We start from the raw sequence: 13,006 nt of genomic DNA, 5'->3' as shown, positions 1-13,006 counted from the left end.
GTCCGCGGCATGGATGCCGCGGCCGAGCCCCCATGGATGGGTTTACGGCGTCTCCCGCAACCGGACCCACCCCGCCTACCCTCAGGAAACCGCTTTTGCTGTTGCTTCGGCTCTTGCCGTGGTCCGCAGCAGGTGCAGGGCTGCAAGCCCTGCCGACAAACCTCCTCCTGCGACGGTTCGTCGCACACGGCAACCCTGGACCCGCCTCTACACTAGCGCGGTGACCCGCCTGTCCCGCCCGCAGCGCCTTCTGCTCCAGCTCGCCGTCCTGGCGACGCTGCTGATGGTGCTTGCGCCGCTGGTCAGCCGCGCGCTGCAGGCGCCGCCGATGGACCACACCGCAATGGCGGGCATGGACCACGCCGCCATGGGCCATGGCATGCACGACATGACCATGGCCGGGCACGACCCGCATGGCGCTTCGCAGGCAGCACCCAACCGCCCAGCCGACCCCCACGCCATGCATGGCGAAGTCTGCGAATACTGCGTGCTGGCCATGCGCCTGCTGCCGTGGCTGGCGGTGCTGGTGCTGCAGTTGCCGCTGCTGTGGCGGCCGCGCCTGGTGTTCCCGTGGTCGCAACAGGTGCTGCCGGCACTGCGCTGGCCGGCGCATGCCGCACGTGGACCACCACGCTCCTCCATCGTCCGCTGATGTCCCTATCGAATCTGCCGCACGACGCCTGACCGGGCGCCGTGCGCGCGTGCGTACCCTGGAGCTGTTCCGATGAAAATGACTTCCCGCCCCGCGGGCGCCTGCGCGCGCCTGCCGGTTGCCCTTGGCCTGGCCGTGGCCGCGTCACTGGTCCACGCTGCGCCTGCTGAAGAAGCGCGCACCCTCGACACGATGGTGGTCACTGCCGCCGCGCCTTCGTCGCCACTGCACTGGGTGACCGATCCGCGCCTGCCGCGGCAGCCGGTCCCCGCCAGTGATGGCGCCGATTACCTGAAGACCGTGCCTGGCTTCTCCGCCATCCGCAACGGCGGCACCAACGGTGACCCGGTGCTGCGCGGCATGTTCGGTTCGCGGCTGAACATCCTCAGCAACGATGGCAACCTGATCGGTGCCTGCCCGTCGCGCATGGACAATCCGCTTTCCTATATCGCGCCGGAGAGCTTCGACCGGCTGACCATCATCAAGGGCCCGCAGAGCGTGCGCTGGGGCGCAGGTGCCTCGGCCGGCACCATCCGTTTCGAGCGCGATACGCCGCGCTTCGAGGAACCCGGTCTGCGTGCCGATGCCAGTGGACTGGTCGGCTCGCGCAACCGCAACGACCAGGTGCTGGACCTGACGCTGGGCAATCCGGCCGGTTACGTGCGTGCCAGCGGCAATCGCTCGGAAGCGGACGACTACAAGGATGGTCATGGTGACGTGGTGCCGTCGAAGTGGCGCAAGTGGAACGGCGACGTGGCCATCGGCTGGACGCCGGACGCCGATACGCTGCTGGAAATCTCCGCCGGTGCCGGCGATGCTATCGCGCGCTATGCCGGGCGTGGCATGGACGGCGCCGCGTTCGAGCGCACCAGCTACGCGGCACGCTTCGAGAAGCGCAACCTGCTGGGCGCGTGGGAAACGTTGCAGGCCAACGTGTACTACAACGAAGCCGACCATGTGATGGACAACTACACGCTGCGCACGCCGAATCCCAACAGCATGATGCCCATGCCGATGGCTTCGAATGTGGACCGCCGAACCCAGGGCGGCCGGGCCAGTTCCGAGTGGCGCTGGCAGGAGGTGCAGCTGGTGGCCGGTGTGGACGGTGAGGACAGCCGCCACCGTGGCCGCAACGGCATGGGCCGCGGTACTTACCGCCAGGCCGCGTGGCAGACCGATGCGAACTTCCGCCGCTATGGCGTGTTCACCGAGTTGACCCTGGGCGCCGGCACCGACCAGCGCTGGATCAGTGGCCTGCGCATCGACCGTGCCAGCGCCCGCGATGAGCGGCAATCGATCGGCGGCATGATGGGCAACCGGCCCAATCCCAGCGCCGGGCAGACGCGCAAGGAATGGCTCGGCAGCGGGTTCCTGCGCTACGAGCAGGACCTTGCCGACGGCCTGACCTGGTACGCCGGCCTCGGCCACAGTGAACGCATGCCCGACTACTGGGAACTGTTCTCGCCTGATCATGGCCCGTCGGGCGCAGTGAACGCGTTCACCGGCGTGCAGCCCGAGCGCACCACCCAGCTCGACATGGGCCTGCAGTTCAAGGGACCGCGTGTGCAGGCATGGGTATCGGCATATGCCGGGCAGATCCAGGACTACATCCTGTTCACCTATCACGGCAGCGGCATGATGGGCATGAGCCAGGCCAACAACGTCGATGCGCGCATCGCCGGTGCCGAAGCCGGGCTGGAAGTGAGCCTGGCTGCGCAGTGGAAGCTGGGTGGCACGCTGGCCTATGCCTGGGGCGAGAACCGCGACCAGCAGCGTCCGCTGCCGCAGATGCCGCCGCTGGAAGCGCGCCTGAGCGCGAACTGGGAAGGCCAGCGCTGGAGTGCCGGTGCGCTGCTGCGTGCGGTGACCCATCAGCATCGTGTCGCAGATGGACAGGGCACTGTGGTCGCGCAGGACCTGGGGCCGAGTGCCGGCTTCGCTACCTTCGCGCTCAATGCCGCTTACCGCTTCAGTTCGCAGCTGCAGCTCAGTGCGGGCGTCGACAACCTGTTCGACCGCGCCTACAGCGAGCACCTGAACCTGGCCGGCAGCGCCGACTTCGGCTTCCCGGCCAACCCGGTGCGCATCAATGAACCCGGGCGCAGCCTGTGGATGAAGGTGAACTACCGGTACTGATCGGCCGGGTAAAAAAAACGGGGCCGGATCCCCGCCAGGATCCGTCCCGCCCGACGCCCTCTGTCGGGCAGCTTCGACTCTACGATGACAACGCCTGCGGCGCACGGCGGGATACACCTCGACACATGCCGACACCGCTGCTGCGAGCCTTGCACGGAACAGGTTCACGGCGCTATCGCGCCGCCGGTGCCAGGCCAGTAAACGCTTGGCACATATCGCTTCCACGGGTGCTTGCCTACACTCGGCGGCCGTGGATCTATCAGGACCGTTCATGTTGGCTCGCATTGCTTCGACCCTGGCCCTTGGCCTCAGCCTGGCCCTTCTGGCCGGGTGCGGGGGCAAACAGGAGGCCGCCGCCCGTCGGCAGGGCGAAGCGGTGCCGGTGACCGCGCAGGTCGTGCAGTCCTCGCAGTGGAATGACACGCTGCAGGCGCTGGGCACGGCCAAGGCGCGCGAGTCCATCAGCGTGACGGCCAAGGTCAGCGAAATCGTCGAGAAGGTGCACTTTGAAAGTGGCCAGCATGTGGCCGCCGGTGCGCCGATCGTGACCCTGCGCGGGCAGGCTCAGGAGGCCGCGCTGGTGCAGGCGCAGGCCACCTTCCACGAAGCCGACCAGCTGTACAGGCGCCAGCGCGAGCTGGCCTCCCAGCGCCTGGTGTCCAGCGCCACCCTGGATACGCAGAAGTCGATCCGCGATGCGGCCGAGGCGCGCGTGATGCAGATGCAGGCCGACATCGGTGACCGCCGCGTGCGCGCGCCGTTCGCTGGCGTGCTCGGCATCCGCCAGGTCAGCCCCGGCTCGCTGGTGACCCCGACCACGGTCATCGCCACGCTCGATGACATCGAGCACATGCACGTCGATTTCCAGGTGCCGGAAGTGGAACTGGCTGCGCTGGGCGTCGGTGACAAGGTCAGCGCCACCAGCGTGGCGTGGCCGGGCCGCACCTTCGAGGGTGAGGTCAGCACCATCGATGCGCGCATCGATCCGGTCACCCGTGCGGTGACCGTGCGCGCCGACTTCGCCAACGGCGATCATGCGCTGCGCCCGGGCATGCTGCTGGACGTGCGGCTGTTCCGCCCCGAGCGCCCGGCGCTGGTGGTCCCGGAAATCGCCGTGGTGCAGGTCGGCCGCGATACCTTCGTGTACCGCATCAAGGCCGACGACAGCGTCGAGCGCGTGGACGTGGTCACCGGTGCGCGCCGCGCCGGCGTGGTCGAGATCAAGCAGGGGCTGGAAGCGGGCCAGCGCATCGTGGTTGATGGCACCGGCAAACTGCGCCCGGGCCTGAAGGTCGCGGCCAGGGATGCGGCACCGGCCAGCGGCGCGAAACCGGATGCCGCGCCGGCACCGGTCGCGGCCGAGGGGCACGGCGGATGAAACTGTCCGACATCTCCATCCAGCGGCCGGTGTTCGCCGTGGTGATGAGCCTGCTGCTGCTGGTGCTGGGCGTGATGTCCTTCACCCGCCTGACCCTGCGCGAGCTGCCTGCCATCGACCCGCCCATTGTTTCGGTGTCGGTGGATTACACCGGTGCCTCGGCGGCGGTCATCGAAAGCCGCATCACCCAGGTGCTGGAAGATGCACTGGCCGGCATCGAAGGCATCGATACGATCAACGCGCGCAGCACCAACGGCCGCTCGCAGGTCAGCATCGAGTTCACCTCCAACCGCGATATCGAAGCGGCGGCCAACGACGTGCGCGATGCGGTCAGCCGCGTCGCCGACCGCATGCCGGAAGAAGCGCGGCCGCCGGAAATCGCCAAGGTCGAAAGCGATGCCGACCCGATCATCTGGTTCAACATGGTCTCTTCGACCATGGACACGCTGGAACTGAGCGATTACGCCGACCGCTATGTGGTCGACCGCTTCTCCAGCCTCGACGGCGTGGCCCAGGTCCGCATCGGCGGCCGCCAGCGCTATGCGATGCGCATCTGGCTGGACCGCGACCAGCTGGCCGCACGTGGGCTGACCACCGGCGACGTGGAAACCGCGCTGCGCAACGAGAACGTGGAACTGCCGGCCGGCCGCATCGAGTCGACCGACCGCGATTTCACCCTGCGCGTGGAGCGCAACTACATCAAGCCCGAGGATTTCGCCACCATCCCGCTGGGCAAGGGCCGCGACGGCTACGTGGTGCGCATGGGCGACGTGGCGAAGATCGAACTGGCCTCGGCCGAGCGCCGCGCCTACTACCGCAGTAACGGCGAGCCGGGCATCGGCCTGGGTATCGTCAAGACCTCCACCGCCAACTCGCTGGACGTGGCGCGCACCGCGCGCGCTGAAGCCGAGCGGGTGGCACTGACCCTGCCCAAGGGCACGCAGATCTTTGTTGCGTTCGACAACACCACCTTCATCGAAGCCGCCGTTGACCGCGTCTACGCCACGCTGGTGGAGGCGATGATCCTGGTGCTGGCGGTGATCTGGCTGTTCCTCGGCAGCTTCCGTGCCGCACTGATTCCGGCGGTGACCGTGCCGGTCTGCCTGGTGGCCGCGTTCATCGCACTGTACGCGTTCGACTTCTCGATCAACCTGCTGACCCTGTTGGCACTGGTGCTGTGCATCGGCCTGGTGGTGGACGATGCGATCGTGGTGGTGGAAAACGTGCAGCGCCGCATCGACCTGGGCGAGCCCCCACTGGTGGCCTCCAAGCGCGGTACCACGCAGGTTGCCTTCGCGGTGATCGCCACCACCGCCGTGCTGGTGGCGGTGTTCCTGCCGGTCGGTTTTCTGGAAGGCAATACCGGGCGCCTGTTCCGCGAGCTGGCGGTGGCGCTGGCGGCAGCGGTGGCGCTGTCCGCATTCGTAGCGCTGACGCTGACGCCGATGATGGCGTCCAAGCTGCTCAAGCCGCACACAGGGCAGGCACCACGTGGCCTGCATGGCTTCATCAACCGCAATCTGGAGCGCCTGGCCTCGGGCTATGGCCGCGTGCTCGACCACCATGTCGACCGCACCTGGATCTACCTGCTGGTGATGGTGGCCGCACTGGCTGCCAGCTGGGGCCTGCTCAAGCTGCTGCCGTCGGAACTGGCGCCGGCCGAAGACCGCGGTTCGTTCCAGATCATGATCGACGGCCCGGAAGGCGCCGGCTACGACTACACCGTGCAGCAGGTGCAGCAGGTAGAAGCGCTGCTGGCGCCGCATGTCGGCCCGGACAAGCCGATCGTGCGCGCCAACCCGCGCGTGCCGGGCGGCTGGGGTGCCAGCGAGGAGATGCACACCGGCCGCGTCAGCATCTTCCTGCAGCCGTGGCGCCAGCGCAGCGAGGGGACGCCTGAAGTGGCCGACGCGCTGCAGAAAGAACTGGACACCATCCGCGGCGTGCGCGTGCGCACGCAGGTGGGCGGTGGCCTGGTGCGCAGTGGCGGGCAGCCGTTCCAGATCGTGCTGGGCGGCCCCGAATATGCCGAGATCGCGCAGTGGCGCGACCGCATCCTGCTGCGCATGGCCGACAATCCCGGCCTGGTCGGCCCCGACTCGGACTACAAGGAAACCCGGCCGCAGATGCGGGTGAACATCGACCGCCAGCGCGCGGCCGACCTCGGCGTGCCGGTCACCGCGATCGGATCGGCGCTGGAAACCATGATGGGTTCGCGCCGCGTCACCACCTTCGTCGACAACGGCGAGGAGTACGACGTGCTGGTGCAGGCCGGGCGCGATGGCCGTGCCAGCCCGGCCGACCTGGCCGCGATCCGCGTGCGTGCCACCTCCGGCGAGCTGGTGCCGCTGTCCAACCTGGTCACGCTGAGCGAAGTGGCCGAGGCCGGAACCCTGAACCGCTTCAACCGACTGCGCTCGATCACCATCAGTGCCGGCCTGGCGCCAGGCTATCCGTTGGGCGAGGCCATTGCCTGGGCACAGAACGTGGCCCGGGAAGAGCTGCCGCAGTACGCACAGGTGAACTGGAAGGGTGAGTCGCGTGAGTACCAGAGTGCCGGCGGCGCGGTGCTGCTGACCTTCGCGATGGCCCTGCTGGTGGTGTACCTGGTGCTGGCCGCGCAGTTCGAAAGCTTCATCCACCCGCTCACCATCATGCTGACCGTGCCGCTGGGTGTGCTCGGTGCGCTGGTCGGCCTGTGGGTGAGTGGCGGCACGGTGAACCTGTTCAGCCAGATCGGCATCGTGATGCTGGTTGGCCTGGCCGCGAAGAACGGCATCCTCATCGTCGAATTCGCCAACCAGCTGCGCGATGACGGGCGCACGGTGCGCGAGGCGATCATCGAATCGGCGATGGTGCGCCTGCGCCCGATCCTGATGACCTCGATCGCCACCGTGGTCGGCGCGATTCCGCTGGTGGTGGCCGGTGGCCCCGGCTCGGCCAGCCGTGGCACGATCGGCATCGTGATCATCTTCGGCGTAACCCTTTCGACCTTCCTGTCGCTGTTCGTGGTGCCGGCGTTCTACGCACGGCTGGCCCCGTACACCCGCTCGCCGGAAGCGGTGAAGCGCGAGCTGGAGAAGCAGGAAGCGGAATCACCGTCGGTGGGTGGCCATGCCTGACCCGACCACCGTGCTGCGAGGTGAAGGCTTCCAATTGCGCCCTTGGCGCCCGGATGATCTGGAATCGCTGCTGCACCACGCCAACGACGCCGAGGTGTCGCGGGGCCTGCGTGATCGCTTTCCGTACCCGTACACGCGCGGGGATGGCGAGGCCTTCCTCGCCGGCCGCGTGCTGGCTCCCGGCACCCTGAACCTGGCCATCGAGATAGACGGCCAGGCCTGCGGCAGCGTCGGTGCCCAGCAGGGCGTGGCCGAGCGTGGGCATACCGCCGAACTGGGTTACTGGCTGGGCCGGGCCTACTGGGGCCAGGGCCTGATGACCCGGGTGGTCGGTGTGTTTGCGCCTTGGGTGATGGACGAGCTGCGCCTGTTCAGGCTGCAGGCCACGGTGGTCGACTTCAATCTCGGCTCGGCCCGGGTGCTGGAGAAGAACGGCTTCCAGGAAGAGGGCGTGGAGCGCTGCGCGGTCTACAAGCGCGGCGCGCTGCACGACCTGCGCCGCTTCGCCCGGGTACGCACGCAGCTGCCCTGAACGCGCGGGCTGGCCGCTGTAGCGCCGAGCCCATGCTCGGCTGATTCCGGGGCCCAAGCCGGACATGGGCTCGGCGCTACACGACAGCGCTACCGCAGCGGCCTTCGATCAGGGAGAATCGACCGGTCCCCTCCAGCCGACGGGACGTCCTTACAACCCGCCGACTGGAGAGAGCGCGCGTGGAAGCAACCGTACACTTCATCAACAGCATCATCTGGAGCAAGGCACTGATCTTCGTGTGCCTGGGCGCCGGCCTGTTCTTCAGCCTGCGCACGCGCTTCATGCAGATCCGTGGCTTCTTCGAAATGTGCCGCCTCACCGTCAGGGGTGAGAAATCCGACGCCGGCGTGTCCTCGTTCCAGGCCCTGGCCATGTCGATGGCCGGCCGCATGGGCATCGGCAACATCGCCGGCGTGGCCACGGCCATCGCCTTCGGCGGCCCCGGGGCGATCTTCTGGATGTGGGTGATGGGCTTCCTCGGCGCGTCCACCTCGTACGTGGAATGCACCTTGGCGCAGATCTACAAGACCAAGGACGCCGAAGGCCGCTACCGCGGTGGCCCGGCGTACTACATCGAGAAGGCGATGGGCCTGAAGTGGTATGCGCTGGCCTTCGCCATCGCCACGATCATCGCCGCAGGTTTCCTGATGCCGGGCGTGCAGGCCAATGCCATCGCCGACAGCATCATCAACGCCTGCCGTGGCACCGCGCTGTGCGGGCCGCTCGACGGGCAGGCCTTCGGCATGGAATCGGTGCAGGCGCTGAAGCTGGGCATCGGCATCGTGGTCGCGCTGCTGCTGGGCGTGGTGATCTTCGGTGGCGTCAAACGCATCGCCAACTTCGCCGAAGTGGTGGTGCCGTTCATGGCTGCCGGTTTCATCCTGATGGCCATCATCATCATGGTCATCAACTACGACCGCGTGCCGGAAATGTTCGGCATCATCTTCAAGAGTGCCTTCGGCACGCATGCCGCATTCGGCGCCATGATGGGCCTGGCCGTGGAGTGGGGCATCAAGCGCGGCATCTACGCCAACGAAGCCGGCCAGGGTTCGGGCCCGCATGCAGCGGCCGCCTCGGAAGTCTCGCACCCGGCCAAGCAGGGCTATGTGCAGGCCTTCGCCATCTACTTCGACACCATGATGGTGTGCACCGCCACCGCGTTCCTGATCCTGGCCAGCGGCACCTACAACGTGTACTCGCCGGCAGGTGCCAGCGCACCGCCGATCTTCCAGGGCCTGGCCGGTATTCCCGAAGGCGCCGGTTACGCCCAGGCCGGCGTGGAAGCGGTGCTGCCGGGCTGGGGTTCGGCATTCGTGTCCATCGCCATCTTCTTCTTCGCCTTCACTACCATCATGGCGTACTACTACATGGCCGAGACCAACCTCAGCTATGTAAACCACAACAGGAAGCGCCCGCTGACGGTGCTGGTGCTGCGCCTGGGCATCATCGGCATGGTGGTGTTCGGCGCGTTCCACAATGCCACCCTGGCCTGGGCGCTTGGCGACATCGGCGTGGGCCTGATGGCCTGGCTGAACATCATTGCCATCCTCATCATCCAGAAGCCGGCGATGCTGGCCCTGCGTGACTACGAACGACAGAAGAAGCTGGGCCTGGATCCGGTGTTCGACCCTGATGCCCTGGGCATCAAGAACGCCGATTTCTGGCGCCAGCGCAAGCAGGAGAGTGTGTAAGTGAACAACCCTTGGAACAACCGCCGCCCGTCCGCCCGTCCGCCGCGCGCAACGCCGTTGCCGCGCCCGGAGGTGCCGGCCACGGGCGGTGGTGGGCGCGGTGGCAGCGATGAGCTGCGTCTGTACGGCTTGAATGCCGTGCTGGCTGCGTTCGAAGCGCGGCCGCAGGCGCTGCGCAAGCTGTACCTGCTGGAAGCACGCATTCCGCGCCTGCAGCCGTTGTTGAAGTGGTGCGTGGCCAACCGCGTGGGCTACCGCGTGGTCGAGGATGGCGATCTGAACAAGCTGGCCGGCACCACCCATCACGAAGGCGTGGTGGCCGACATGCTGCGCGCACCGGCACTGCCGCTGGCGCAGTGGCTGCAGCAGGTCGGTGACGGCCCGGCGCTGGCGCTGTGGCTGGATGGCGTGGGCAACCCGCACAACCTCGGCGCGATCCTGCGCTCGGCCGCGCACTTCGGTGCCAAGGCGCTGCTGTTGCCGGCCGGCAGCACGCTGGCCCTGTCCGGCGCCGCCGCGCGCGTGGCCGAAGGCGGCGCCGAAGCGGTGCCGCTGGTGCAGCTGCCGGAGACCGCTCAGGCAATGGCACAACTGCGCGCAGCCGGTTTCGGCCTGGCCGCGACCCTGGTCGAGGGCGGTGATGACGTGTTCCGCGCGTCCCTGCCAGACCGGCTGGTGTACGTGATGGGCGCCGAAGGCGAGGGCATGGACCGTGGCCTGGCGAGCCAGTGCGATCTGCAGGTCTCGATCCCCGGCAGCGGCGCGGTGGAAAGCCTGAATGTCGCTTCCGCCACGGCCGTGCTGCTGGCGCAGTGGGCGAGCCGTCGCGGCTGATCCGGTATTCCGGGTCGGATCCCTCGCCGCAGGCGAGGGCTCTGACCCCTTCCAGGGGTGGTAAACGCGTCAAGCGCGCATGAAGTTTTGAAAGTTTCCTTATTGGTCAGCCGCTTCCGGCAACGCAGGGTGGAACTCCATCCCACGTTGTCTAGAAGAGGCTGCCATGCATCACCCACGCCGTATCCTCATCGCATTGCTGGTACTGACCAGTGTCCTTGCCAGCGGCCGTGCCGCAGCCGGCGAACGCAGCCTGGACGGCGTCAACTTCACCGGGCCGCTGATCACCCCCAATCCGGCCGGCCTGCCGCAGGGCAACTGGTACATCGAACCCTATCTGGTGCGGGTCGACAGTCGCGATCACTACGACGATGGCGGCCATCGCCGCCGCAGTGGGCAACGTAGCGGTGCATGGGCCACGGTGGTGCCGATCATCTATGGCTTCAGCGACCGGGTGATGGGCCAGGTCAATCTCAGTGCATCGCGCTCGGAGTCCGGCGGTGCGCGCAGCAGCGGCTTCCGTGCCGGTGACACCACCGCGCGGCTGCAGTACCTGCTGCAGGCGCCGAATGCCGATGGCACCCGTCCGGCCATCTCGGTCGCGCTGGTGCAGCGTTTCAGCACCGGCAGCCACGATCGCATCGCCGGCAATCCGCTCGATGCGCAGGGCGACGGCGTTCAGCGCACCACTGCAGCGCTGGGCGTGCAGCAGGTCGTGTGGCTGGGCAATGACCGCCCCGTGCGCTGGCGTGCCCAGCTCAGTGCCGGGCCGGCACCATCGCGCACCGCCATATCCGGCACCAGCGTCTACGGCACCGATGACAGCTTCCAGGGACATATCTCCCGCGGGTCGGTGCTGGGCCTGTCGGTCGGCGCCGAGTACAGCTTCAATTCGCGTTGGGTGGGCGTGATGGAGGTGGCCGCCAGCCGCGAGACAGGCCAGCGCCTCAGCGGCTTCGCACGCAACAGCAGCGGTGCGATCGAACGGATCGAAGAGCATCGCCCGGCCAGCCGCAGCGTCACCCTGGCGCCGGCCTTGGAGTACCACTTCAGCCCGACGCTGGGCCTGATCGCCGGCGTGGAGTTCAGCGTGGCGGGCCGCAACACCAGTCGTATCGTCAGCCCCCAGGTTGCCCTGGGCATGTTCTTCTGAGGGGGCCGCCGATGAACATCGAATCCATCGTCAATACGATCCTCGGCGTCGTCTGGAGCCCCTACCTGGTGGTGCTGTGCCTGCTCACCGGCCTGTACTTCAGCGTGCGCACGCGCTTCATCCAGTTGCGTGCGTTGCCGGACATGCTGCGCCTGATGTTCCGCCATGAGCGCTCCGATGCCGGCGTGTCGCCGTTCCAGGCGTTGTCCATTTCGCTGTCAAGCCGCGTGGGCGTCGGCAACATCGCCGGCGTCGCCATGGCCATCGCCTTCGGCGGCCCCGGCGCGATCTTCTGGATGTGGATCGTCGCCTTCCTTGGCGCATCCAGTGCCTTCATCGAATCCACGCTCGCGCAGATCTACAAGGATCGCGACGGCAAGGGGCAGTACCGGGGCGGCCCGGCGTACTACATCGAAAAAGGCCTCGGCCAACGCTGGTATGCAGTGCTGTTCGCACTGGTGACGGTGCTGGCGGGCGCGATGCTGGCTGGCACCCAGTCCAATGCGATCACCAGCGCAGTGAACGAAGCCTGGGGCGTGCCGACGATGACCACCACCGCGGTTCTGCTGGTGGTGCTGGGTGTCATCTTCATCGGGGGCGTGCGGCGCATCGCGCGCGTGGCCGAATGGGTGGTGCCGCTGATGGCGGTGGCCTATCTACTGGTCGCGGCGCTGGTCATGGTGCTCAATGCGGACAAGGTGCCGGAGGTGATCATGCTGGTGCTGCGCAGTGCATTCGGCGTGGATGCGGCGTTCGGCGCGATGATCGGTACTGCCATCCAGTGGGGCGTGCGCCGCGGCGTGCTGTCCAACGAGGCCGGTATGGGCAGTGGCGCGCATCCGGCCGCTGCCGCGGAAGTCTCGCATCCGGTCAAGCAGGGCCTGGTGCAGTCGTTCTCGGTCTACATCGACACGATGGTGGTGTGCAGTGCGACTGCCTTCCTGATCCTGTCCACCGGCCTGTACAACGTCTACGACCCGGCGGTTAACGGTATTCCGGATGAGGCGCGCCTGTTACTGGGCAATCTGCCGGGTGTCGAGGCCGGGCCACGCTTCGTGCAGCATGCGGTGGAATCCGCGCTCCCGGGCTTCGGCCGTTCGTTCGTAGCGCTGGCGATCCTGCCGTTCGCGTTCACCACCATCCTCGCGCTGTACTACATGGCCGAGACCAACGTCAGTTATCTGTGCCGCGATCGGCCGACGCCGTGGGTGATGGGCAGCTTCCAGCTGCTGTTCCTGGCAGCGACCGGGTACTCGGCGGTGAACAGTGCAACGGTGGCTTGGTCGCTGGGTGACATCGGCGTCGGCCTGATGAGCTGGTTGAACATCATCGCCATCCTGCTGCTGCAAGGGCCTGCCCTGGCCGCACTGCGCGATTACGAAGCGCAGAAGCGCAAGCAGCGTGATCCGCTGTTCAGGCCGCAGACAATCGGGGTAAGCAACACCCGGGTCTGGGAGAGCTAATACGATCTGGGGTCAGAGCCCTCGCCAAGGGCGAGAGCTCTGACC

9 protein-coding genes are annotated in these 13,006 nt (G+C 67.4%); all 9 read left to right on the top strand.

All coding sequences use genetic code 11. The annotated features are described in order from the left end of the window. Nucleotides 1-220 precede the first annotated feature (220 nt). The 9 genes from O0J15_RS18425 to O0J15_RS18385 all read left to right on the top strand — a co-directional run bounded on the left by O0J15_RS18425 (nucleotide 221) and on the right by O0J15_RS18385 (nucleotide 12,961). Nucleotides 221-652: a DUF2946 domain-containing protein gene (locus tag O0J15_RS18425; protein WP_134731273.1), complete on the top strand. Its 432-nt coding sequence runs from the start codon at nucleotides 221-223 to the stop codon at nucleotides 650-652. Nucleotides 653-724: 72 nt separating this feature from the next. Further along, a complete protein-coding gene (locus O0J15_RS18420; protein ID WP_308306092.1) occupies nucleotides 725-2,788 on the top strand; it encodes a TonB-dependent copper receptor in 2,064 nt (687 codons plus the stop codon). Between the two features lie 271 nt (nucleotides 2,789-3,059). Beyond that, nucleotides 3,060-4,166 carry an efflux RND transporter periplasmic adaptor subunit gene (locus O0J15_RS18415; RefSeq protein WP_227845091.1) on the top strand — a complete coding sequence of 369 codons (1,107 nt, stop codon included), beginning with the start codon at nucleotides 3,060-3,062 and terminating at the stop codon, nucleotides 4,164-4,166. Further along, nucleotides 4,163-7,288 (top strand): efflux RND transporter permease subunit, encoded by a 3,126-nt coding sequence (locus tag O0J15_RS18410; protein ID WP_111098279.1) that lies wholly within the window; start codon nucleotides 4,163-4,165, stop codon nucleotides 7,286-7,288. The genes O0J15_RS18415 and O0J15_RS18410 overlap by 4 nt, the downstream gene beginning before the upstream one ends. Then, nucleotides 7,281-7,820: a GNAT family N-acetyltransferase gene (locus tag O0J15_RS18405; RefSeq protein WP_134731277.1), complete on the top strand. Its 540-nt coding sequence runs from the start codon at nucleotides 7,281-7,283 to the stop codon at nucleotides 7,818-7,820. Before O0J15_RS18410 ends, O0J15_RS18405 begins: the two co-directional genes overlap by 8 nt. 179 nt (nucleotides 7,821-7,999) lie before the next feature. Beyond that, the gene (locus O0J15_RS18400; protein WP_019660194.1) at nucleotides 8,000-9,511 is read left to right on the top strand and encodes a sodium:alanine symporter family protein; all 1,512 of its coding nucleotides are present in this window, start codon (nucleotides 8,000-8,002) and stop codon (nucleotides 9,509-9,511) included. Then, nucleotides 9,512-10,345, top strand: coding sequence for a TrmH family RNA methyltransferase (locus O0J15_RS18395; RefSeq protein ID WP_134731279.1), 834 nt, complete (start codon nucleotides 9,512-9,514; stop codon nucleotides 10,343-10,345). 166 nt (nucleotides 10,346-10,511) lie between these two features. After that, nucleotides 10,512-11,498: a hypothetical protein gene (locus O0J15_RS18390; protein ID WP_308306091.1), complete on the top strand. Its 987-nt coding sequence runs from the start codon at nucleotides 10,512-10,514 to the stop codon at nucleotides 11,496-11,498. A gap of 11 nt (nucleotides 11,499-11,509) precedes the next feature. Then, complete coding sequence (locus O0J15_RS18385) at nucleotides 11,510-12,961, top strand: alanine/glycine:cation symporter family protein (RefSeq protein WP_308306090.1); 1,452 nt, start codon at nucleotides 11,510-11,512, stop codon at nucleotides 12,959-12,961. The last annotated feature ends 45 nt before the right edge of the window (nucleotides 12,962-13,006 follow it).

Source organism: Stenotrophomonas sp. Sm10 (assembly GCF_030985515.1).
Lineage (GTDB): Bacteria > Pseudomonadota > Gammaproteobacteria > Xanthomonadales > Xanthomonadaceae > Stenotrophomonas > Stenotrophomonas hibiscicola.
This window is presented reverse-complemented; position numbering and strand designations above follow the sequence as displayed.